Origin of the sequence: Paracoccus stylophorae, assembly GCF_028553765.1 — a bacterium.
GTDB lineage: Bacteria > Pseudomonadota > Alphaproteobacteria > Rhodobacterales > Rhodobacteraceae > Paracoccus > Paracoccus stylophorae.
The window spans coordinates 477,320-499,783 of record NZ_CP067134.1 but is presented as its reverse complement, the minus strand read 5'-3'; the positions used below and the strand labels follow the sequence as shown (position 1 = coordinate 499,783).

General features: G+C 68.2%; 24 protein-coding genes and 1 pseudogene. 15 read left to right on the top strand and 10 right to left on the bottom strand.

Annotated features, from left to right (window positions below; all coding sequences use genetic code 11):
• Positions 1-361 precede the first annotated feature (361 nt).
• Both JHW45_RS02440 and JHW45_RS02435 read left to right on the top strand, forming a co-directional pair.
• Positions 362-919, top strand: coding sequence for a response regulator (locus JHW45_RS02440; RefSeq protein ID WP_272859380.1), 558 nt, complete (start codon positions 362-364; stop codon positions 917-919).
• Between the two features lie 27 nt (positions 920-946).
• Complete coding sequence (locus tag JHW45_RS02435) at positions 947-1,204, top strand: hypothetical protein (protein WP_272859379.1); 258 nt, start codon at positions 947-949, stop codon at positions 1,202-1,204.
• Between the two features lie 11 nt (positions 1,205-1,215).
• Here JHW45_RS02435 and JHW45_RS02430 read toward each other — a convergent pair whose 3' ends face one another.
• Entirely contained in the window at positions 1,216-1,749 is a 534-nt protein-coding gene (locus tag JHW45_RS02430; protein ID WP_272859378.1) for a gluconokinase, read from the bottom strand.
• Between the two features lie 96 nt (positions 1,750-1,845).
• On the opposite strand from JHW45_RS02430, the gene JHW45_RS02425 reads away from it, so the two are divergent.
• The 4 genes from JHW45_RS02425 to JHW45_RS02410 are packed head-to-tail and all read left to right on the top strand — an operon-like array spanning position 1,846 to position 5,140.
• Positions 1,846-2,391, top strand: a complete 546-nt coding sequence (locus tag JHW45_RS02425; RefSeq protein ID WP_272859377.1) for a DUF924 family protein — start codon at positions 1,846-1,848, stop codon at positions 2,389-2,391.
• Between the two features lie 40 nt (positions 2,392-2,431).
• Entirely contained in the window at positions 2,432-2,557 is a 126-nt protein-coding gene (locus JHW45_RS02420) for a hypothetical protein (RefSeq protein ID WP_272859376.1), read from the top strand.
• 25 nt (positions 2,558-2,582) lie between these two features.
• On the top strand, positions 2,583-3,623 hold the full coding sequence (locus tag JHW45_RS02415; RefSeq protein ID WP_336385798.1) for a histone deacetylase family protein: 1,041 nt from the start codon (positions 2,583-2,585) through the stop codon (positions 3,621-3,623).
• A gap of 26 nt (positions 3,624-3,649) precedes the next feature.
• Positions 3,650-5,140, top strand: coding sequence for an asparaginase (locus tag JHW45_RS02410; RefSeq protein WP_272859375.1), 1,491 nt, complete (start codon positions 3,650-3,652; stop codon positions 5,138-5,140).
• On the opposite strand, the gene JHW45_RS02405 is transcribed toward JHW45_RS02410, so the two are convergent.
• The 5 genes from JHW45_RS02405 to JHW45_RS02385 all read right to left on the bottom strand — a co-directional run bounded on the left by JHW45_RS02405 (position 5,137) and on the right by JHW45_RS02385 (position 10,541).
• Positions 5,137-6,495: an alpha,alpha-trehalose-phosphate synthase (UDP-forming) gene (locus tag JHW45_RS02405; protein ID WP_272859374.1), complete on the bottom strand. Its 1,359-nt coding sequence runs from the start codon at positions 6,493-6,495 to the stop codon at positions 5,137-5,139. The genes JHW45_RS02410 and JHW45_RS02405 overlap by 4 nt on opposite strands.
• 13 nt (positions 6,496-6,508) lie before the next feature.
• The gene (gene otsB / locus JHW45_RS02400) at positions 6,509-7,240 is read right to left on the bottom strand and encodes a trehalose-phosphatase (protein WP_272859373.1); all 732 of its coding nucleotides are present in this window, start codon (positions 7,238-7,240) and stop codon (positions 6,509-6,511) included.
• Positions 7,241-7,423: 183 nt separating this feature from the next.
• Positions 7,424-9,580: an OmpA family protein gene (locus JHW45_RS02395; RefSeq protein WP_272859372.1), complete on the bottom strand. Its 2,157-nt coding sequence runs from the start codon at positions 9,578-9,580 to the stop codon at positions 7,424-7,426.
• Positions 9,581-9,709: 129 nt separating this feature from the next.
• Positions 9,710-10,315, bottom strand: a complete 606-nt coding sequence (locus JHW45_RS02390) for an acyl-homoserine-lactone synthase (RefSeq protein ID WP_272859371.1) — start codon at positions 10,313-10,315, stop codon at positions 9,710-9,712.
• A gap of 16 nt (positions 10,316-10,331) precedes the next feature.
• Positions 10,332-10,541: a frataxin family protein gene (locus tag JHW45_RS02385; protein ID WP_272859370.1), complete on the bottom strand. Its 210-nt coding sequence runs from the start codon at positions 10,539-10,541 to the stop codon at positions 10,332-10,334.
• Between the two features lie 130 nt (positions 10,542-10,671).
• On the opposite strand from JHW45_RS02385, the gene JHW45_RS02380 reads away from it, so the two are divergent.
• Positions 10,672-11,292: a helix-turn-helix transcriptional regulator gene (locus tag JHW45_RS02380; RefSeq protein ID WP_272859369.1), complete on the top strand. Its 621-nt coding sequence runs from the start codon at positions 10,672-10,674 to the stop codon at positions 11,290-11,292.
• A 53-nt stretch (positions 11,293-11,345) separates the two neighbouring features.
• Here the strand turns inward: JHW45_RS02380 and JHW45_RS02375 are convergent, their stop codons facing one another.
• Both JHW45_RS02375 and JHW45_RS02370 read right to left on the bottom strand, forming a co-directional pair.
• Positions 11,346-12,548 carry a CaiB/BaiF CoA transferase family protein gene (locus tag JHW45_RS02375; protein WP_272859368.1) on the bottom strand — a complete coding sequence of 401 codons (1,203 nt, stop codon included), beginning with the start codon at positions 12,546-12,548 and terminating at the stop codon, positions 11,346-11,348.
• Positions 12,541-13,494 carry a hydroxymethylglutaryl-CoA lyase gene (locus tag JHW45_RS02370; RefSeq protein WP_272859367.1) on the bottom strand — a complete coding sequence of 318 codons (954 nt, stop codon included), beginning with the start codon at positions 13,492-13,494 and terminating at the stop codon, positions 12,541-12,543. The genes JHW45_RS02375 and JHW45_RS02370 overlap by 8 nt, the downstream gene beginning before the upstream one ends.
• A gap of 77 nt (positions 13,495-13,571) precedes the next feature.
• Here JHW45_RS02370 and JHW45_RS02365 point away from each other — a divergent pair, with 77 nt between their 5' ends.
• The 8 genes and pseudogenes from JHW45_RS02365 (at position 13,572) to aroQ (ending at position 21,020) form a co-directional block, all read left to right on the top strand.
• Positions 13,572-14,282 carry a GntR family transcriptional regulator gene (locus JHW45_RS02365; protein ID WP_272859366.1) on the top strand — a complete coding sequence of 237 codons (711 nt, stop codon included), beginning with the start codon at positions 13,572-13,574 and terminating at the stop codon, positions 14,280-14,282.
• A 28-nt stretch (positions 14,283-14,310) separates the two neighbouring features.
• Complete coding sequence (locus JHW45_RS02360) at positions 14,311-15,276, top strand: Bug family tripartite tricarboxylate transporter substrate binding protein (protein WP_272859365.1); 966 nt, start codon at positions 14,311-14,313, stop codon at positions 15,274-15,276.
• Positions 15,273-15,704, top strand: coding sequence for a tripartite tricarboxylate transporter TctB family protein (locus JHW45_RS02355; protein WP_272859364.1), 432 nt, complete (start codon positions 15,273-15,275; stop codon positions 15,702-15,704). The genes JHW45_RS02360 and JHW45_RS02355 overlap by 4 nt, the downstream gene beginning before the upstream one ends.
• Position 15,705: 1 nt before the next feature.
• Positions 15,706-17,199 (top strand): tripartite tricarboxylate transporter permease, encoded by a 1,494-nt coding sequence (locus JHW45_RS02350; protein WP_272859363.1) that lies wholly within the window; start codon positions 15,706-15,708, stop codon positions 17,197-17,199.
• A 238-nt stretch (positions 17,200-17,437) separates the two neighbouring features.
• A pseudogene (locus JHW45_RS02345) lies at positions 17,438-18,436 on the top strand (ABC transporter substrate-binding protein).
• A gap of 99 nt (positions 18,437-18,535) precedes the next feature.
• Positions 18,536-19,420, top strand: coding sequence for an ABC transporter permease (locus JHW45_RS02340; RefSeq protein WP_272859362.1), 885 nt, complete (start codon positions 18,536-18,538; stop codon positions 19,418-19,420).
• Positions 19,413-20,477, top strand: a complete 1,065-nt coding sequence (locus JHW45_RS02335) for a quaternary amine ABC transporter ATP-binding protein (RefSeq protein WP_272859361.1) — start codon at positions 19,413-19,415, stop codon at positions 20,475-20,477. The genes JHW45_RS02340 and JHW45_RS02335 overlap by 8 nt, the downstream gene beginning before the upstream one ends.
• Before the next feature lie 108 nt (positions 20,478-20,585).
• A complete protein-coding gene (gene aroQ, locus JHW45_RS02330) occupies positions 20,586-21,020 on the top strand; it encodes a type II 3-dehydroquinate dehydratase (protein ID WP_272859360.1) in 435 nt (144 codons plus the stop codon).
• 28 nt (positions 21,021-21,048) lie between these two features.
• Here the strand turns inward: aroQ and JHW45_RS02325 are convergent, their stop codons facing one another.
• On the bottom strand, positions 21,049-21,444 hold the full coding sequence (locus tag JHW45_RS02325) for a rhodanese-like domain-containing protein (RefSeq protein ID WP_272859359.1): 396 nt from the start codon (positions 21,442-21,444) through the stop codon (positions 21,049-21,051).
• A 66-nt stretch (positions 21,445-21,510) separates the two neighbouring features.
• The gene (locus tag JHW45_RS02320) at positions 21,511-22,329 is read right to left on the bottom strand and encodes a DUF6635 family protein (RefSeq protein ID WP_272859358.1); all 819 of its coding nucleotides are present in this window, start codon (positions 22,327-22,329) and stop codon (positions 21,511-21,513) included.
• Positions 22,330-22,464: the final 135 nt, after the last annotated feature.

The following is a 22,464-nucleotide window of genomic DNA, read 5'->3' as shown; positions in this document are numbered from 1 at the left end:
GTTATAGCCAAGCACGCCCCGGGTTCAAGGTGCGAACGCCCCGCGCTGCCGGAAATCGGGGATGGGTCGCCTGCCACGTTCTTGGCCGGCGGCGGCGGCACCCATGGGCGGAATAGCGATGATTTATCAGCACCTTGACGCGGCGGTCGTGCCACGCACGCGGTGAAGCATCTACGCGCGTTCCGGTGCGTCACCTCCGGATGCCGCCGGAACCGATCCGCCGCGCCGGCCGTTTGATGCCCCTGACTGCGCCGCAAGATGCACCGCGCGCAGAAAACCGCCACATAACAAATGCATGTCATGCGGCGGGTTACGCAAGCACCGCTTGCGTGTATGCTGAGACGGGAGGAGGGCAAGCCTTATGCGTATTCTGGTTGTCGAAGACGAGTTCCTCTTTGCCGGACGGCTGGCAGCCCAGATCCGCGAGAACGGCGACGAGGTGATCGGGCCGTTTTCCGATGTGGACGACGCGGTCCATCATGTGGCCGAGGCGGATGCGGCGATCCTGGACATCTGCGTGGGGGACGACACCTCGTTCGCGATTGCCGACATGCTGCGCAACCGCGAAACGCCGTTCCTGTTCCTGTCGGATCGGGGGCCGGCCGCCATTCCCGCCCGGTTCGCGCCGCAGCATGTGTACAGGAAACCCAGCCATGCCCTGCCGCTGCTGGACAATCTGCGCGCCCGCCTGCCGACCGCCCCGGCCGATGCGCCATCCGAACATGTCGTGATCGAGTTGCTGTCGCGCGCCCGCCGCCGCATGCCCGACCGGTTCTCGGCCGAGCGCGCGGTCGAGGCGGCGATGCAAAGCGCCATTCGCGAGGTTCAACACGGCCGCGCCATCACCGATCTGCGCGACACGCTGTTTCGCAAGCTGGGCGAGGAGCTGAGCCTGCACCGGTCGCGTCACCTGCATTAGGCGGTGGGCTGACAGGGAGGACAGGATTTGGCGCAGGAACCGGACCCATCGACACAACAGGAAGCGGCGGTCATCGCCCGACAGCGGCTGATGCGGCGGCTGATGGAGCTGCTGGACGCGGAAGGTGTGCGGCAGCTGGAAAGCTGGCTGCGCGAGCGTCAGGTGCTGAGCGACGGACAGGAAGACCCCGGCGCGGTCATGGTCGAGGGGCTGGAGGTCGAACTGGCCGTGGCCCAGGAATACGGCGCGCTGTTGCAGGCGCTGGATCAGGCGCGCACGGGCTGACGGCGCACGGATCAGGGCGGCGGGCCGGCCAGCGCGGCCACGGCCTGTTCCAGAACCACGTCCAGAGGCAGGCGCATGTCCAGACGGATCGCGCCTTCGTCCGGCGTCGGAGGCTGGAAGATCGCCAATTGCGAATCCAGCAGGGCGGGCGGTGCGAAATGGATTCGCGCCTGCATCCGCGCGCGGATCAGATCGGCGGGCGCCTGCGGCAGGATCAGCTGCATCGGCCCGATCCGGTCGCGCAACGCATCGCGATGGCTGCGCCGCAGCGCCGAGCAGGTGAAGACCGTCGGCCGCACCGCGCGCGACGCCCGGACCGCGCGTGACAGCGCGTCCAGCCAGGGCCGGCGCATCGCCTCGGTCAGCGGTTGGCCCGCGCCCATCCGGGCGCGGTTTTCGGGCGGGTGATGATCGTCGCCCTCGATGAAGGCGGCGCCGATCCGCTGTGCCAGCGCGCGCGCCAGCGTGGTCTTGCCCGCGCCGCTGGGTCCCATCACCATGATGCAGCGGGCTGCGGGGTCGGGTGCGTTCGGGGCGGGTGGCATGGGCTTCTCCTTCAGGCGCGCTCGGGGCATGATAGGCGCAATGGCGGACCGGCGCGACGCGGTCGCGATGCGGGCCGCCCCCAGGCAGGAGACGACATGACCATCAAGACCCCGCAGGATGTGCGCGATTTCTGGTTCTCGGACCGGATGCAGCCTTACTGGTTCGACAAGTCGGACGAGATCGACCGGCAGATCATCCAGCTTTTCGGCGAAACCTATGAGGCGGCCCATGCCGGACGGCTGATGCACTGGCTGGACGGACTCGAGGATACGCTGGCGCTGGCCATCGTGCTGGACCAGTTCCCGCGCAACATGTTCCGCGGATCGGATCGCAGCTATGAAAGCAACGATCTGGCGCTGTCGGTCGCGCGGCAGGCGCTGGATCGCGGATACGACCAGCAGCTTGACCCGACACGGCGGCAGTTCCTGTATCTGCCGTTCATGCACAGCGAGGATCTTGAGGATCAGGAACGCTCGGTCCGGCTGTACGAGGCGCTGGGCAACGACCATTCGCTGCATTTCGCCCGCGAACATCGCGACATCATCGCGCGGTTCGGCCGCTTTCCGCATCGCAACGCGGTGCTGGGGCGCGAAAATACCGACGAGGAGGCCGAGTTCCTGAAGACGCATGACGGGTTCTGAGGGCGGCGGGGGCGCGGGACCTGACCATAGAGACAGGGCCATGGTCACGCTGACGCTGATCGGCGCGCTGTTCCAGCAAGAGGTGATCGGCCTGACCCGCGTCGCCGGGCTGGGCCTGATCGTTGCGGGGCTGGTTGTCACGGCGATGGCCGGCAACGTAGGTTAGGCGCGCCCCCAAAAGCGGAGAAGCCATGTCGCGCCTGCCCTGTTTCTATGCCCCCCGGACCGAGGCGCACGATCCGCGTTTCTGGATGCTGCGCGGCGTGCCGGCCCCGAACAAGGAACTGCCCGAACGCGCGGCGCGGCTGCTGGCCGGACTGGACCGGCTGGGGCTGACGGTTCAGAATCCGCCTGACACCGACCGCGCGGCGATGCGCGAGGTTCACACCGACCGCTATCTGCGGTTTCTGGAAACCTGCTGGGACGAATGGCAGCAGTTTCCCGGTGCCGGCCCCGAGGTGGTGGCGAATCTGCATCCGCAAAAGGCCGTCCAGACCTATCCGCAGGGGGTCGTGGGGCGCGCGGGCTGGCATCTGGCCGACACCGCCTGCCCGGTCGGCCGCCACACCTGGGACGCGGCTTTGGGCGGGGTCGATACCGCGCTGGCGGCGGTGGCGGCGGTGGCGGCGGTGGGCGGCGGGGCGGGGGCGGCCTATGCGCTGTGCCGGCCGCCCGGCCATCACGCCGATGCCGACAGCGCGGCGGGGCATTGTTTCCTCAACAACTCGGCCATCGCCGCGCAGGCGCTGCGCCGGCGGCACGACCGGGTGGCGGTGCTGGATATCGACGTGCATCACGGCAACGGCACGCAAGAGATATTCTATGACCGCGCCGACGTGCTGACGGTGTCGGTCCATGCCGCGCCCGATCATTTCTATCCGTTCTATCTGGGCCACGCGGCCGAGACCGGGCGCGGCCCGGGGCGGGACGCGAATCTGAACCTGCCGCTGCCGCAGGGATCGGGCGACGCGGTGTGGCTGGGGGCGATCGACGCGGCGCTGGACCGTATCGGCCGGTTCGCGCCGGGCGCGATGGTGCTGGCGCTGGGGCTGGATGCGCATGAAAACGATCCGCTGCGCGGGCTGGCGGTGACGACGCCCGGCTTTGCCCATGCGGCGCGGCGGATCAGGGCGGCTTGCCTGCCGACGGTGATCGTGCAGGAGGGCGGCTATCTGTCGAACGATCTGACCCGCAACATCGAATCGTTCCTGCGCGGCTGGCTGGACGACTGAACCGCGGCCCGGACGAAGGGGGCAATATGCGCGTCTGCATCATCAATACCGGCGGAACCATCGCCTGCGCGGGCGATCCGCTGGCGCCGATGCCATCCGCCCGGTTCGCCGAGGCGGCCGGGCGGTTGCTGACGCCGTCGCTGATGGCCGCGATGCCCGATCTGCGGCTGCACTTTGACACGGGGCTGGCTTTCGACAGCCCGTCGGGGACGCTGGACAGCACCGATCTGCGCCCGGTCGACTGGTGCCGCATCGCGGGGCGGATTCTGGATCTTTACGCGGATCACGACGGGTTCGTGGTGCTGCACGGCACCGACACGATGGATTACACCGCCTCGGCCCTGCCCTTCCTGCTGAACGTGTTCGACCCCGACGGGCTGGGCCGCGCGGTGCTGTCCAAGCCGGTGGTGCTGACCGGGGCGCAGCTGCCGCTGTTTCGCGAGACGGCGGCGGGGCCGGTGCTGAACGCGGGCGGCGACGGCTGGGCCAACGTGACCGGCGCGGTGCAGACCGCGCGTCTGCGCCTGCCCGAGGTGGCGCTGTTCTTCGATGGCAGGCTGTGGCGCGGCAACCGCGCGCTGAAGGTCTCGACCACGCGGTTCGCGGCCTTCGACAGCCCGCATCTTGCGCCGCTGGCCGAGAGCGGGATCGGCGTGCGCCATGGCCCGGCCGTTCCGCTGAACGGGCCGCCCGCGCCGGATCGCGCGCTGGACGATCCGGCCGCCATGGCGCTGGCGCGCGACCAGCTTGACGCGGTCGAGGCGGGGCTGGGCGAGAACGTCGTGATCGAACTGCCCGTCACGCCGGCCGATCACGCAAGTCCCGCCCCGCCGCTGGCCGCGCTGATCGACGCGGCGCTGGCGGCGGGCGCGCGCGGCCTCGTGCTGACCGGATACGGAGAGGGCAATGTTCCTGCCGGGGCAGGCGGCATCGCATCCGCGCTGCAACGTGCCGTGGATGGGGGCGTGACGGTGATGATCGGCAGCCGGGTGATCGGCGGGTCGGTCGGCACGTTCCACTATGCCGCCGGGGCGTGGATGGCGCGGACGGGCGCGGTCGCGGCGGGCGACATGACCCCGGTTGCGGCCTTCGCCAAGCTGTCGATCCTGCTGGCCGCCGCCGCCCATCACGGCTGGGACGGACGAGCGATCAGGGCGCTTCTGTCGCGCAGCCTGACCGGCGAATCCTCGTCGCGCGACCGGCTGAGCGGCGGCGAGGTTCTGCATCCCGGCATGGCGCTGCACGCGGCGGACGGGGGTGCGGTGCTGGACAACGATCCGGCGGACGGGCTGACGCTGCGCGACGGGGCGGGCGCGCAGGTGTGGGCGGTGCCGGGGCCGGGGCGGCTGGTGCTGCGCGACCGGCCGGTGTTCCTGGGCCATGACGGCGCGACTTTGTGGGCCGCCCCCGCCGATCTGCCCGGCGGCATCCTGATCCTGACCGGACATCCCGTCCCCGCCCTGACCCTGCACGATCCGGCGGGGCGCGCGGCACCTGCGGTGATCGCGGGGCTCTAGCCCCCGGACCCTGCGGCCAGCGCGTCCAGATAGGTCCGCGACCACCAGCCGACATCGCGTTCAACCACCCCGGCCAGCAGATCGGCATGGCGGCTGCGACGTTCCTCGCGCGACATCCGCATCGCCTGCGCCATCGCCCCGGCCAGTTCCCACGGATCGTGGGGGTTGATGATCAGCGCCCGGTCCATCGTCTCGGCCGCGCCGGCGAATCGCGACAGGATCAGCACGCCCGGATCGTCCTCGTCCTGGGCCGCGACATATTCCTTGGCCACCAAGTTCATGCCGTCGGCCAGCGGCGTCACCAGCCCGATCCGGCCCTGCCGGTAAAGCCCGGCCAGCACGTTGCGCGGAATCGGGCGGTGGATGAAGCGGATCGGCGTCCAGTTGATCGTGGCGAACTGGCCGTTGATGCGCCCGGCCAGATGTTCGGTTTCCTCGCGAATGTCGCGATAAGCCTCGACCTCTTCGCGGGTGGGCGGGGCGATCTGCAGAAAGACGATCTTCTCGTGCAGGTCGGGGATCTTTTCCAGAAGCAGCTGGAACGCCCGGAACCGCTGCGGAATCCCCTTTGAATAGTCCAGCCTGTCCACGCCGATCATCATCTGCGCGCCGGTCAGGAACCGCATCTCGTCCTCGTCGGGCGCGTGCCGGGCCAGTTCCATGAAGGCGGCGGCGTCGATCCCGATGGGAAAGACCCCCGCCCGCACCGTGCGGCCGCACAGCCGGAAATGACAGTGCTCGGTCTGGTCTGCCTCGACCAGTTGCCGCGCGCTCTCGGTAAAGTTCGACAGATCGCGATGCGCCTGGAACCCCAACAGATCGTAATGCGACAACCAGTCGAACAATTCGGCCGGGTTGGGCAGCGCGGCGCAATCGCCGGGGCCGGGAAACGGGATATGCAGGAAATGCCCGATCGGGCCTTCGACGCCGCGCCGGCGCAGTTCGGCGGCCAGTCCGAACAGATGGTAATCCTGCACCCAGATCCGGTCGTCCGGCTTCAGATGCGGCACCAGCAACTCGGCGATGCGCGCATTCACCCGGCGATAACCCTCCAGATGGGCGGGTTCGATTCGCACCAGATCGGCCCTTCCATGGCACAGCGGCCACAGCACCGAATTGGAATACCCCAGATAGTAATCCTGATAATCCCGACGCGACAGATCAAAGCTGGCGCGTTCGAAACTGGCGCCGGGATGCCAGGTCAGATCGTCGGCGGGATTGTCGACCTGCTCTCCCGAAAACCCGACCCACAGCCCGCCGGAACTGCGCAGCGCATCCTCCAGCGCGACGACAAGCCCGCCAGAGGGGTTGTCCCCCAAAGGCAGGCGGTTCGAGACGGCGACGAGTCGGGACATGGCGACGGACCTTTCAACAGGGCAACGCAGCGGCGAGCCAGCGGGCCAGCGCGGCGGGATCGGGCAGGCGGTGACGGGCGACGGTCGGGCCCGCGCCGATCTTGATGGCAAAGCCGCCGCGCGACTGCGCCTCGGCCATGGCGGCCTCATCGGTCAGATCGTCCCCGGCATAGACGGGGATGCGGCCGGCGAAATCGGGCGCCTGCATCAGCCGCGACAGGGCGCGGTCCTTGCCGGCCGATTTCGGGCGCAGTTCCATCGCCATCTTGGCGGGCTGCAACGCAAGGGCGGGATAATGCGACGCCAGTTCGCCCATGGTGCGGTCCACCCATTCGGCCAGATCGGGGGCGGCGCGGTAATGCAGCACGACGCCATGCGGCTTGGGTTCGACCAGCAGGCGGTCGTCATGGGCGGCAAGATCGCGCACCCGCGCGTGCAGGGCTGTGGCGTCCAGCCCGCCCGTCTCGACGGGGTCGGGCGGCGCGCCCTGCCACGCGATCTCGGCCCCGTGGCTGCCGGCGATGGCGCCGGGAAAATCGGGCAAATAGCGGCGCAGATCTGCGACATCGCGCCCCGACACCAGCGCCACGGCACCCCCCTGCCGCCGGTGCAGCCCCGCCAGCAGCGCGGGCAGCGTGTCGGGCACCACGATCGCATCGGGACGGGGCGCGATCTCGACCAGGCAGCCGTCGAAATCCAGAAACAGGGCCGCGTCGGCTGGCAGATCGGGCGGAGTCGCGGTCACGTCGGGTCCTTTCGCGGTCTCGGGTTGCGCCCATTCAGATGAACAACCCGCAAAAGGCGGATCGGTTCACACGCGAACGCGCGGAACGGCAAGACGGAAAGAACGACGCCGCCCGCCATCCTGCGATGACGGGCGGCAATCATGGCGCGGCGGAACGGGGCGGCTGCCGCCCCGCCCGCTGGATCAGTTCGACGCCTGCTGGATCAGGTCGGTGATCCGGCGGACCGAGGCGCGGCGGTTTTCGCGCACATCCCCCTCTTGCCGGACCTTCAGGAACTGTTCGCCATAGCCCTGCACGACCAGATTCTCGGGCGGCACGTCGAAATATTCGGTCAGTGCCAGCGCCACCGATTCGGCCCGGCGGTCCGACAGCGCCAGATTGGCCGCGTCCGAGCCGACCGTATCGGTATGCCCCTCGATCAGGAACAACTCGCGCGGGTTGTCCGACACCGCCTCGCGGATGACATTGCCCAGCGTCTGAAGCTGCCTGGCCTGATCGGGCTTGATCGCGGCCGAGCCGGTGTCGAAGGTGATCGCGTCGATATTGACCGGGGCCACCAGCGACCGGACCTGCGGAATGTCGCGGATCTGGGCCAGCGAAAAGCGCCGGTCGACGTTCGATTCGCGCAGCAGCGCATCGCGCAGCTGTTCCTCGGACATCTGGCCCACCGCGTTGTTCGCGGCCGGCGCGGGCGCGGGCAGGCTGGACAGCTCGACCGGGGTGGCGGCGGCGGTGTCGTCGATCAGTTGCACCGACGAGCCGTCGGGCGAGACCAGCGTGCGCCGCAGCACCCGCAGATCGGCATCCCGGATCGTCACCACCCGGCTGCCATCGGCGCGGGTGACGATGGTGCGCGACGAGCCGTCGTCGAAATTCTCGGTCGTGACGGTCGAGCCGGGCTGACGCAGCAGCGCAACCTCGTCCTTGATGATCTGCTGGCTGCCATCGGGCCGGGTGACGACCACGCGATCGGGCGTGCTCAGCGCGACCTGGCGGTTGTTGTTCAGGATCGCACCGACGGCCAGCGCACCCGCGCCCAGCAACAGCGCCTTGGTCAGGGTGTTGTCGTCGTCGTCATCATCCTCGCGTGCCTCGGCCGCCTGTTCGGCACTCTGCTGGCCGGTCGCGCCCTCGACCGCGTCGCGCAGGCTGGTGGCGAAATCCTCGGACGAGGAACGGCTGTTCTCATCGGTCACCGTCTCCTCGACCACCTCGGCGTCGGATGCATCGGCGTCCAGCGCGGCGGCGGTCGGTGCCTCGCTGGCCTCGGCCGCCTCTTTCGCGGCTTCGGTGGGGGCTGCGTCCGCCTCGGGGATCTGTTCGGCGTCATCGGTCCGGGCGTCCGACGCGTTGCCGGTTTCCGCCTGATCGGCGTCCGTCTGGGCCTCGGCGGCGGCGTCGGTGTCGGTCGCCGCGTCCTCTTCCTCGGCCTTCTCGGCCAGCGCCTTGGCCAGCGCGTCTTCATCGGTGGCGGGGTCGGCCGCATCGGATTCGGCTGCGTCGGCCTGCGCAGCGTCGGGTTCGGCTGCGTCGGTTTCTGCTGCGTCGGCTTCGGCCGCGTCCTGCGATGTCGTGTCGTCGCTTGCCGATTCGTCTGCGCCCTCGTCCGGCTGCGCCGCTGCGGCGTCGGGCTGTTCAGCCTCTGTCGCTGCATCCGGCTGCGTCGCCTCAGATGCGGCGTCCGGTTCGGTCGCCTCGGCGGGCTGGTCCTCCGCTTCCTCGGCCAGAGCCTCGGCTAGCGGGTCGGTCGACCCGGTCGCGTCGGCGTCCGCCTCGGACTCCGCTGTCTCGGGTTCCGCTGTCTCGGGCTCCGCAGTCACGTCGGCCTCGGGTGCCTCCATCGCGGCGTCGCTGTCAGCGGGGGCTGCGGCCTCGGCCTCGGGTTCCTCGGCCGGCGTCTCCGGCTCGGCGTCATCGGTGGCAGGATCGGCGTCCGGCTGGCTGGCCTCGGCGGCTTCCGCCTCGGGTGCCTCGGCTGCCTCGTCCTGCGGCTGCTCCTCTGCCGCCTCTGCGGGGGCTTCGGCTTCGGGTGCCTCGGCTGCCGCGTCCTGCGACTCCTCTGCCGGGGCGGCCTCCTCTGCGGGGGCTACCTCCTCCGCCGGTTCCTCGGCCTCATCCGCGGCATCCGCCGCGACGTCGGCGCAGGGCGGCTGGCTGCCATCCTCGCAGGTGGCGTCGGCCGGTGCGGGTGCGTCGCCTTGCTGCGGGCTTGCCTCGGCCGGCTGTTCCTGGATCTCGGCCCCGGTTTCGGGCGCGACGGTCTGGGCCATCGCAAGATGCGGGGCCATCAGCGACAGGCACGCGGCGATGGCGGTTGTGTTGTGAATGATCCGGCGCATAGCTGCTCCTCGGTTGTCATGCGGCGATGTGATTGACGAGGGAACAGGCCCGGCGCCCCGCCGGTTCCAAACATCTGCGTGAGCGGGTGCCATTCCGCCGATGCCCGCCGGCCGGGGCCGCCGGCGTGTTCAGTGCATCGGCGCGGCGGCGGGGGTGCGGACCGGACAGGCGAAGGCCAGGAACCGGCCGTCGTCGTTCGAGACCACATCGCCCAACGGCTTCGGCGTCCAGCCAAGGCGCGCGGCCATGCGCAGAAACGCGGGCGGGCCCAGAAACAGGCATTCATGCGCGCCGATCCGGTGCAGATAGTCGTTCACGGCCTCAAGAATCCGTTCGGCCAGGCGCGGGCGCGGCAGGGCGGCAAAGCGGGTCAGTTCCCAGCATCCCGGATCGACCGGCGGCGCGCGATAGCACAGATCGTCCGGCATCCCCGGCAACAGGCCCAGATGCGCGTCGCGGATCATGTAGGAATAGCGGACCTTGCCGCGCCCGTGCAGCTTGTCGGTCCGTTTCAGCCGTGCGCCGCCGACCACCTCGCCATTCTCGTGCGCGATCACATAGGCGGTGTCGAACGTATCGTATTGTTCGAACTCGATCCCCTCGGCATGATGCAGCGGCCAGCACATCTGGTCCACGAACACCTTCTTGCGGAATTCCAGGAATTTGGCGACCAGATCGAACCGCCCCACGTCGAACGGCAGGACAAGGATTTCGACCCGCAATGCGCAGTCCATCTTGAGCCCCGGAGAATTATTGTTTCAGAAATTCGGGTATCTTGGCCAAGCCAAGAAACTGGCGCCCGCCGGTGACGCGGTTGGGCAGCCACAGCCCGCCTTCGCGAACCTCGACCGTCAACACGCCCTCATCGGCATAGGCGTCGAAATATTCCAGCATGGTTTCGACCATGTCCCTGCTGAATTCAGCATCAGCCAGCTTTCGCTCGATGAATGCCGTGACCATCTGACTCTCCTTCACTAGTGCAACTTCACTAAAGCCCGGTAAAAATCCCTTGTCGCCATGAATTTTACAAAAGTGGCTTCACGATATATCCCAAAAGACACTTTCACGCAAAAAACCACGAGGATGCCAGATGCTGCACGACCTGATCCCCGGCTTTGGCGAGGAAATCGCCGAGCTGCACCGCCTGGCGCCGACCGGCTGGATCATGGGCTTCAACCTGACCTACAAGGGGCCCGAACATCTGTATAACGCCTATCCGACGGCGTGGCGCGAGATCTATCAGGAACGCAACTATTTCTTCGCCGATCCCATTGCGCGCTGGTCGATCGAAAGCGAGGGGTGGATTCGCTGGTCGGACGTGCCCAAGCGCGCCGAGGACATGGCGTTCATGCACGCCGCCCAGCAGTTCAAGCTGAATTACGGCGTCGCCATCTCGCGCAAGACGGATCTGAAGCGATCCTTCCTGACGCTGTCCCACCCAAGGCGAGAGTTCACCGACGACGAGATCATCACCCTGTCCACCAAGTTCAACCTGTGGACGGATCTGGTGCTGAACCGCGCCTCGCTGACCGGGGCCGAGCTGGCGGTGCTGGAATGTCTGCGCGACGGGCTGGGACAGGCGGCCATCGCCGAAAAGCTGGGCATCGCCGAAGCCACGGTCAAGCAGCGCGCGCAGAAGGCGTGCAGCAAGCTTGGCGCCAGGAACCGCACGCAGGCGGTGGCGATCGCGGTGGCGCGGAACTATCTGTGACCGGCGGGGGCATTACGTCTTTCGGGTATATCCCATAAGATACATCCCGCCGGTCAGCCCAGCCCGATCACCCCGTCCCGCGCAAGTTTTGCGATGGTGCGGGCGTCGTATCCGGCCTCTGCCAGCACCTCGCCGGTGCCGCCGCCCAGGCGCGGCACGGGACGGTGGACGGCGCAGGGCGTGCCGTCCAGCTTGATCGGAAAGCCCAGCATTTTCAGCGCCGGTCCGTCCTGCCACGGCGCCTCGATCACCATCTCTTGCGCGGCGATCTGCGGATCGGCAAAGACCTGCGCCAGATCCTGCACGACCCCGCAGGGCACGCCGGCGGCGTTCAGGACGTCCAGCCAGTATTCGCGGCTGCGCCCCTCCATCCGGCTGTCGATCAAATCGCGCAACTCGTCGCGCGCCGCCATCCGCTTGGGGTTGGTGTCATAGCGCGGGTCCGACATGATCCAGCCCAGATCCAGCGTTTCCAGGAACCGGGTCAGGATCTGGTCGTGCGAATTGGCCACCGCGATCTGCCCGTCGGCACAGCGGAACAGCCCGTAGGGATAGACCAGCGGATGATCGTTGCCGGTGCGCGCCGGCACCTGGCCGGTGGCGAAATATTCCGACGACAGATAGGCCATCAGGCTGAGCAGCCCGTTCACCATCGCCACCTCGACCGCCTGCCCCTGCCCGGTCTTCTCGCGCCCGATCACGGCGGCCAGCACGCCCAGCGCGGCATAGATGCCGGCGATCAGGTCGCTGACCGGCGGGGCGGCGCGCATCGGCGGCCCGTCGGGCTGGCCGTTCACGCCCATGAACCCGCTCATCGCCTGGGCGATGAAGTCGAAGGCGGGGCGGTCCACATAGGGTCCGGTGCTGCCATATCCGTTGACCGAGGCCACGATCAGGCGCGGGTTCAGATCCTTCAGCGCGGCCTCGTCCAGCCCCAGCCGTGCCAGCGTGCCGGGGCGGAAATTCTCGACCAGCACATCGGCATCCGCCAGCAGCCGGCGCAGCACCGCGCGCCCCTCATCGCGGTAAAGATCCAGCACGACCGAGCGTTTGTTGCGGTTGAAGCCCGCGAAATAACCCGAATGGCCGTCGGTCATCGTGCCCTGCGCGCGGACCGGGTCGCCCTTGGGCGGCTCGATCTTGATGACGTCCGCGCCCAGATCGCCCAGGATCATGGTGCAGAACGGACCCGACAGCACGCGGGTCAGGTCGATCACCCGCAGCCCCGACAGCGGACCTTTCGCCGGCTCAGCCATGGGCGGTCCTGACGCTGTCCATGCCGGCTGTGCGCAGGCGCGGGCCGGCCTTCATCACCTGCCCCGGCAATTCGTGCCCGACGATGCGCTGGGCCAGCTGCGCGGCACCGATCAGCGCGTCCAGATCGGTGCCGGTCCCGATGCCGCTTTCATGCAGCAGATAGACCAGATCCTCGGTCGCGATATTGCCGGTGGCGCGCGGCACGAACGGGCATCCGCCCAGCCCGCCGATGCTGGATTCGTAATGCGTGACGCCCATCGACAGCCCCGCCCAGACACAGGCCAGACCGACCCCGCGCGTGTTGTGGAAATGCAGCGCGAGTTCGGCATCGCCCAGCACCTTGCGCAGCGCCTCGACCCGCTGCACGACCAGCGCGGGCGTGGCCATGCCGGTCGTGTCGCCCAGCGTGATGTGATCCATGCCCAGATCGCGGCAGGCGGCGGCCTGATCGACCACGGCCTGCACATCGACATCGCCCTCGAACGGACAGCCGAAGGCGGTCGCGATGGCCCCTTGCAGCCGCACGCCGGTGCCCCGGGCCAGCCGGGCAATGTCGGCAAAACCCTGCAACGACGCGGCGCGGCTGCGGTTCACGTTCTTCAGGTTGTGGCTTTCCGAGGCCGAGGCAAACAGCACCAGCGCGTCCACCCCGGCGGCAATCGCGACCTCGGCCCCGCGCTCGTTCGGGACCAGCGCCGTCAGATGCAGCCCGTCGCGGCCGCGCAACGCGGCCATCACCTGCGCCGCGTCGCGCATCTGCGGCACCGCGCGGGGCGACACGAACGACGTCACCTCGAACCGGCGCAGCCCGGCGGCGATCAGCGCCTCGATCAGCGCGATCTTCTGCGCGGTCGGCACGAAGACCGGTTCCGATTGCAGCCCGTCGCGCGGACCCACCTCGGTGATGACCGCATGTCCGGGCAAGCCCGCCATCGCGCTGACCATCCCTGCCCCCTTTTCCGACCCGAAAGCGTCTTGCACGTGAATGCCGCTTCGGTATACCAACCACGGGGGAGGCGTCAATGACGGCAACGGCGGATCAGGCACCGGCGGATCGGGCGAATTCGGGTCAGCAGGTTTCGGAACGGGACATCCTGTCCCGGCTGCGCTTTGCCATCCTGTCGCTGGATCTGGTCCCCGGCGCCCCGGTCAGCGAACGCGCGCTCGAGGCGCAGTTCCAGGTCTCGCGCACGCCGATCCGCGAGGCGCTGTTCCACCTTGTCCGCGACGGTCTGGTGATCCGCGACGGGCGCAGCTATGCCATCGCGCCCTTCGACATGGCCGAGATCGACGAGGTCTTCGCCTTCCGCGACATCGTCGAACCCGCCGCCATCCGGCTGGCCGCGCGGCTGGCCACGCCCGACCAGATCGACGCGATCCGCCGCAGCATGAATTTCAGCCATGACGAATTCACGCCCGAACGCTGGCTTGAGATGGGACTGGATTTCCACGTCCGCTGCGCCGCGCTGTCGCGCAACCGCTGTCTTGAGGCGGCGTTGCAGGACGTGACCACGCGCACGCTGCGCGCCCGCTGGCTCAGCTTTGCATCCGAACAGGGGCGCGACAAGACCCACCGCGAACACGGCCGGATTCTGGACCTGATCGCGGCGGGCGACGCCGAAGGCGCGGTTCGCGCCGTGCTGGCCCATTCCGCCGCCGTCAGGCTTGAGGTCCGCGACACGATCGAGAACGCACGGCGCTTCATCGGCCGCCGCGGCGTCGTCGGAACATGAAGAAATCCGCAATCCAGGGAGGAAAAGGATGATCCGGAAACTGAACGGTCTGAAGGCGGCCTGTGCCGCCGCCGCCATGCTGCTGGCGCTGCCCGCCACCGCGGCCGAATGCATCGCCCCCGCCGATCCCGGCGGCGGCTGGGACTTTACCTGCCGCGAGGTCGGGCGCCTGCTGTCGCAGGAAGGCCTGGTCGAGGGCAACGTGCAGGTGACGAACATGCCCGGCGGCGTCGGCGCCGTGGCCTGGGCCAATGTCGCCGGCAAGCGCGCCGACGATCCCGAATTGCTGGTCGCCACCTCGACCGTCGGCGTCACCCAGATCGCGCAGGGCAAATACCCCTCGGACATTGACACGATGCGCTGGCTGGGGATGCTGGGCGCCGATGTGGGCGTGATCGCCGTGGCAAAGGACAGCCCGTTCCAGTCGCTGGACGATGTGCTGGCGGCGATGAAGCAAGACCCGGCCTCGGTCGTCACCGCCGGCTCGACCGGGGCGGGCGGCTGGGACCATATCCGGCTGATGATGCTGGCGCAGGAAGGCGGGATCGAGGATCTGTCCCAGATCCGCTGGGTGCAGTTCGACGGCGGCAGCCCGGCGGTCACGCAGATGATGGGCGGACAGGTCGGCCTCGTCTCGACCGATCTGGGCGAGATCAAGGGCTTTGTCGAATCCGGCGACATCCGGGTGCTGGCGGTCCTGTCGGACGACCCGATCTCGGCCTTCCCCGACCTGCCGACCGCGAAGGCGCAGGGCTATGACGTGACCGGCTATAACTGGCGCGGCTTCTATACCGGCGGCGAGGTCAGCGACGAGGCCTATGCGACCTGGGTGGACAGGCTGCAAAAACTGTATGAATCCGACGGCTGGCAGGAAACCGCCAAGTCGCACGGGCTGGAGCCGATCTGGCGCGGCGGCGAGGAATTCAGCGCCTATGTCGCCCAGCAGGAACAGCAGATGGCCGACATCTCGCGCCGGATCGGGGTCATTCAGTGACCGACCGGCTTGCCGGTCTGTTCTTCGTCCTGCTGGCGACCGCCTATGTGTGGCTGTCGGCGGGATATGTCGCAGGCTTCGGCGATCCGCTGGGGCCTGCGATCTTTCCGCGCGTCGTCGGCATACCGGCGGTCATTCTGGGCCTGACGCTGCTGATCTGGCCCCGGCACAACGCCGTCTGGGCCGGCCCGGCGGCGCTGGCGCGGCAGGCCGTGGCCGTCGGGCTGCTGGTCTTTTACGCGCTGATGCTGGAGCCGCTGGGCTTCGTGCCGACCAGCTTCGTCGCGATCCTGGGGCTGGCGCTGCTGATGGGCGCGCCGACCCTGGCCGGGGTGCTGACCGCCGCGCTGGCGGCGCCGGGGCTGTATCTTCTGTTCGACCGCGCCATGGGCCTGCCGCTGCCGCTGGTCGGGACATGGTTCGGCTAGGATGGAGACGCTGTCCGCGCTGGGGTCGGGCTTTGCCGTGGCCGTGCTGCCGATCAACCTGGCGCTGATCTTCGGCGGCTGCTTCGTGGGCACGCTGATAGGCGCGCTGCCGGGGCTGGGGCCGGTCAACGGCGTGGCGATCCTGATCCCGCTGACCTTCGCCTTCGGGCTGGACGCGACATCGTCGATGATCCTGCTGTCGGCGGTCTATTACGGCTGCATGTATGGCGGCCGCATCAGCGCCATCCTGCTGAACATCCCGGGCGACGAGCCGGCGATCATGACCACGCTGGACGGCTATCCGATGGCGAAGAAGGGTCAGGCCGCCGACGCGCTGGCGATATCGGGCGTGGCCTCGTTCATCGGCGCGACGCTGGCCACCATCGGGCTGACGCTGTTCGCGCCGATGCTGGCCAAGGCGGCGATCTATTTCGGGCCGGCGGATTATTTCGCGCTGTATGTGATGGCCTTCGCCACCATCGGCGGCATCACCGGCACCGACCCGCGCAAGACGCTGCTGGCGGCGCTGCTGGGGCTGATGCTGGGCACGGTCGGGCTGGACCCCTCGACCGGGGTGGCGCGCTATACCTTTGGCAGCTTCAATCTGTATGACGGGTTCGATCCCATCGTGGCGCTGGTCGGGCTGTTCGCCATCTCGGAGATCCTGTTCTTCTGCGAGGAAAGATCGCATGGCGGCGGGCTGGTCCCGCCCGGCCGCGTGTTCCCGCGCCTGTCGCGCCTGCGCGAGGGGCTGGGCGCGTCGCTGCGCGGATCGCTGATCGGCTTTGTCGCCGGCATCCTGCCCGGCGCGGGCGCGTCGCTGGGCGCGGTGATGTCCTACAGCTTCGAAAAGCGGATCAGCGACAAGGGCACGTTCGGCACCGGCGATCCGCGCGGCGTCGCCGCCCCCGAGGCCGGCAACAACGCCGCCAGCGGCGGGGCGCTGATCCCGATGCTGACCCTGGGCGTGCCGGGATCGGGCACCACGGCGGTGATGCTGGCGATGCTGATCTCGCTCAACATCCAGCCCGGACCGCTGCTGTTCACCCGCAGCCCGGATCTGGTCTGGGGTCTGGTCGCGGCGTTGTATCTGGCCAATTTCGTGCTGCTGATCCTGAATCTGCCGCTGATCGGCCTGTTCACCCGCGTCCTGGGCCTGCCCGCCTGGGGGCTGATGCCGCTGGTCGTCGCGATCAGCTATCTGGGCGTCTATGCGATCACCCATGCGGCTTTCGACCTGATGGTTATGGTCGGCTTCGGCATCCTGGGCTTCGTTCTGCGCAAGCTGGATTTCTCGCTGGTGCCGGTGGTGCTGGGCCTGCTTCTGGGCATGGACATGGAAAACAACCTGCGCCGGGCGCTGTCGATCTCGGGCGGGGACTTCACCATCCTGCTGCAAAGCCCCATCGCGCTGGCGATCTATGCGCTGACGGCGGCATTTCTGGGCCTGTCGCTGTGGCTGTCGCGCCGAAAGATCGTGCCGGATCCGGCCTGAACCGGGCGCGCGCGCCGCGGACCCCGTGTCGCATTTCGCGCCAAGCGGCTAACAAAACTCAATAGATAACAATAATTTGCAAATACTCTGTCGCGAATGTGTGACATCGGCAGAACAGTGCTTTATGGTTTTGTCAAGCTTGCGTGCTTGCGGTCGGCATCGGTCCGGCCGATCGCGGGGTCCTGCGCCCTGCACCCGACAAGAAACGAAAGCCCGACAAGAAACGAAAGGGAGTCTCATGAACAAGCTGAAACCAGCACTCGCCTGTCTTGGATTTTTCCTGGCGGCACCCGCCGCCTTCGCCGCCGACGGGGATTGCGGCAGCCTCAGCATCGCCGAAATGAACTAGGCCTCGGCCGGACTGGCCGCCTGGGTCGACAAGATCATCCTGGAAGAGGGGTATGGCTGCGACGTCGCGCTTGTGACCGGCGACACCGTGCCGACCTTCACCTCGATGAACGAAAAGGGCGAACCCGATGTCGCGCCCGAATTGTGGGTGAACGCGGTCAAGATCGCGCTGGATGCCGCCGTGGAAGAGGGCCGCATCGTCATCGCCTCGGAAATCCTGCACGATGGCGGGGTCGAGGGGTTCTGGGTGCCGACCTGGCTGTCCGAGGAACACAACATCACCACCATCGAGGATGCGTTGGCCAATCCCGACCTGTTCCCCGGCGCCGAGGACAGCAGCAAGGGCGCGTTCTTCAGCTGCCCCTCGGGCTGGGCCTGCCAGATCATCACCCAGAACCAGTTCCGCGCCCTGAACGGCGAGGAAAAGGGGTTCGAACTGGTCGATCCCGGCTCGGCCGCCGGTCTTGACGGCTCGATCGCCCGCGCCTTCAACCGCGAGGAAGGCTGGCTGGGCTATTACTGGGCCCCGACCGCGATCCTGGGCAAATACGACATGACCCGGCTGGACCTGGGCGTGGAACACGACCGCGAACGGTGGGACAACTGCACCGTGGTCAACAACTGCCCCGATCCGGAACTGAACGAATGGCCGCGTTCGGACGTGTTCACCGCCGTGACCAAGGAATTCGCCGACAACAACGCGGTCACGATGGATTACCTGGGCAAGCGCGCCTGGTCGAACGAGACCGTGAACGGCCTTCTGGCGTGGATGGGCGAAAACCAGGCCACGAACGAGGACGGGGCGTATTACTTCCTCGAAAACCAGCCTGAAATCTGGTCCGAATGGGTCAGCGAGGACGTGGCCGAAAAGGTCAAGGAAGCGCTCTGACACCGGCCCGGATCGGCGGCGCGCGTGCCGATGCCTGCGCGCGCCGCGACCGCCGGGCGCCCTGACAAAGACCCGGCCTCCTGACAAAGAAGAAGACCGATGGACCTGATCGAATTTCCCTCTCTCGGCCGCGGCGACCTGCGCAACATGCGCATCGCCATCGACAGCGGCTTTCGCGACTTCACCCGCGCCTACGGCGAAACGCTGGAGGCGATCTTTCACCCGATCCAGGTGCTGCTGGTCTTCATCGAGAACCTGCTGATCGACAGCCCGTGGATTCTGGTGCTGGCGGCGCTGGCCGGACTTGTCTGGGGCCTCAGCCGAAGCTGGAAGATCGTGACCGGCACGGTGATCGCGCTGCTGCTGATCGGGTTCTTCGGGATGTGGGAAGACACGATGCGCACCATCGCCATGGTCGCGGTCTGCACGCTGATCGGGGTGGTGATCGGCATTCCGGTGGGCATCCTGATGGCCCGCTCGGACCGCGCCAACCAGCTGGTCACGCCGATCCTCGACATGATGCAGACGATGCCCAGCTTCGTCTATCTGATCCCGGTGGTGATGATCTTCGGGCTGGGCAAGGTGCCCGGCGTGATCGCGGTGGTGATCTATGCCGTGCCGCCGATCATCCGCCTGACCAATCTGGGCATCCGCCAGGTCCCCGCCGACGTGCTCGAGGCGGCCGAGGCGTTCGGCTCGAACCCAAGGCAGAAGCTGAAGGACGTGCAGCTGCCGCTGGCGCTGCCCACGATCATGGCCGGCGTGAACCAGACCATCATGATGAGCCTTGCAATGGTCGTCGTCGCCTCGATGATCGGGGTGCGCGGGCTGGGCCAGCCGGTCTTGCAGGCGATCAACAACCAGTATTTCACCCTGGGCGTGATGAACGGGCTGGCCATCGTCGCCATCGCCATCATCTTCGACCGCGCCACCCAGGCTTACGGCAAGCGTCTGCAACGACATCTGGAGGCCGTGCATGGCTGACGCGAAGCACGACATCGACATCCGCAATCTCTACAAGATCTTCGGCCCCAACGGCGCGGCGCATGTGCCCGATGTCAAGGCCGGCATTACCAAGGACGAACTGAAGGCCGCGCACAACCACGTGCTGGCCCTGGACGACATCACCATGACCATCCCGGCGGGCCGCATCCAGGTGGTGATGGGGCTCTCGGGGTCGGGCAAATCGACGCTGATCCGCCACATCAACCGCCTGATCGACCCCACCGCCGGCGAGGTGATCTTTGAAGGCCGCGACATCGTGCAGATGTCGCAGACCGAATTGCGCAAGTTCCGCCGCGAAAAGACCGCGATGGTGTTCCAGAAATTCGCGCTGTTTCCGCACCGCACGGTGCTGGAAAACACCACCTACGGGCTGCGCGTCCGCGGCATCCCCGACAGGGAAGCCGGCGAACGCGCCCGCCGCTGGATCAGCCGCGTGGGCCTTGACGGGTTCGAGGAAAGCTATCCCAACCAGCTGTCGGGCGGCATGCAGCAGCGCGTGGGACTAGCCCGCGCGCTGACCAACGACCCCGAAATCCTGCTGATGGACGAGGCGTTTTCGGCGCTGGACCCGCTGATCCGCACCGACATGCAGTCGGTCCTGCTGGACCTTCAGGCGGAACTGAAAAAGACCATCGTCTTCATCACCCACGATCTCGACGAGGCGTTGCGCCTGGGCGACCGCATCGCCATCCTGCGCGACGGCCGCATCATCCAGCAGGGCACCGGCGAACAGATCGTGCTGCGCCCGGCCGACGACTATATCAGCAGCTTCGTGCGCGACGTGAAGCGCGGCAACGTCATCACCGTCCGCACCGTCATGCGCAAGGGCGAACGCACCGATTCCGCCGTCAGCCTGCCCGCGACGACCCTCCTGGAAGAGGCGGCGCGCGCCATGACCAACGCCGACACCAACCGCGCCAACATCGTCGGCCGCGACGGCGCGCATCTGGGCATGGTCACGCTGCGCAAATGCGTGACCGAAATGATCGCCCCCGACGACAGCGAAGAGGTCGATCCCGAAGTTCAGGTCGCCTGACTGCGCGCCGCCTTGACCGGATGGCCCGGCCCGCGCGTTTCCCGCTGACAGGCGCGCCGCCGGCGGGTTAGGATCGGCCCCGTCCGGCCCCTCCAGGAAAGCTGATCCATGAAGACCATCCACGTGCTGAACGGCCCCAACCTCAACCTTCTGGGACAGCGCGAACCGGCGATCTATGGCCACCAGACGCTGGCCGACATCGAAACGCTGTGCCGCAAGGCCGCCGGCGACACCCACGATGTCCGGTTCCGGCAATCGAACTGGGAAGGCCAGATCGTCGACTGGATTCACGAGGCGCGCGGATCGGCCTGCGGCATCGTCATCAACCCTGCCGCGCTGACGCACAGCTCGATCGCCATTCTCGACGCGCTGACCGCCTTCGACGGCCCGGTGATCGAGGTGCATCTAAGCCAGGTCCACCGGCGCGAGGCGTTCCGGCACCATTCCTACGTCTCGCAGCGCGCGGACGGCGTGATCGCCGGGCTGGGACCGCAGGGCTACGCCGCCGCCATCCGCCACATCGTCGCGCTGACCGGCGACTGACGCGCACCCGCATCGCGGCGACCCGCCCTCAGTCGCGTTTTCCCTCGCGCGCGGCGACCGGCTGCCCCGCCGCTTTCCATTCCGAAAACCCGCCGCGCAGGCTGCGCGCCTTCAGCCCCATCTCCTGCGCCAGCCGCGCCGCCAGCAGCGACCGCCACCCCGAGGCGCAATAGAACACGAACACCGCATCCTGGGCAAAGCGCGGCTTGTGATACGGGCTTTCGGGGTCGATCCAGAATTCCAGCATCCCGCGCGGCGCGTGGAACGCGCCCGGAATCATCCCCTCGCGTTCCAGTTCGCGCGGATCGCGGATATCGACCATCACCAGCGCCGGATCGTCCGTCCGCTGCGCCATCTCCTCGACGCTGACCGACGCGACCAGCGCATCGGCCTCGTCCAGCATCTGCCTGAAACCTTTGGCCATGTCGCCTCCTCGCGCCCTTGCCTGACCGCAGGCTAGCCAGCGCGGCACATCGCTGTCAACGCGCCCTCAGCCGCGCAGGCTGCGCCACAGCGTCAGCGCCGCATCCGCCAGATCGCCGCCGCGCGCCACCAGATGCTCGCGCGCGACCCCGGCCGTCGCATCGCCCCGGTCCAGCCGCGCCAGCAGCCGCATCAGCCGGCGGCGATGGATGCCGGTCCAGTGCTGCACCGGGTCCGCCAGCAGCCCCGCAAAGGCGGTGACGACCGACGCCCCCGCCGCCAGGACGATCCCCGTCAGCACCACCTGCGCGGTGCCCGGCTCGGCCGGGAACACCCCGTTCCACAGCCGCCCCAGCCCGCTGCCCAGCGCGAACTCCTCGATGGCCCGACGCTCGGCGCGCATCCCCGCCACCGGCCCGGCCAGCGACACGATGCCGGGCGTGGTCGCCCCGAACAGCCCCAGCCCGACGACCAGCACGATGGCCGAGGTGGTGATCTCGGCCACCGCGTTGCGCGTCTCGGTATAGGTCGCGACCGCCCGGCGCAGATCGGCCTCTGGCAGCCGGGGAACCAGACCCTGCGCCTGCATCGCGCGCAGAAACCCGGTCAGATCGTCGCCCAGCCGCCGCGCCAGATCCGACGGCAGGAACACCCGCCGCGACGCCAGCCACCCGGCCATCCGATCCATCCCGGCCCGCCGGCCCAGCCACGCCCCTATCCGGGTCAGCAGGAACACCGGCGACAGCGCGACATTGACCGGCGCGCGCAGCAGATCCAGACCCAGCGCGGCCCGGTGCAGCCGCAGCGTGCCGCGCGGCCCGAACCGTGTCGCCACAAAGCCCTGAACCGCCGCGCGCCGCGCCGCCTCGACCGTCTCTGCACCCATGTCACTGTCCCGGTGCCGCCCGCAGGATCGCGCAGCCGCCTCGCCCGCAGACATAGGCGCGACACCCCCTCCGGTCCAGCCTCGCGCAGGACGCACCCGCACGATGCATGCCGCGCCCCTGCCCGTCTTCGGTGC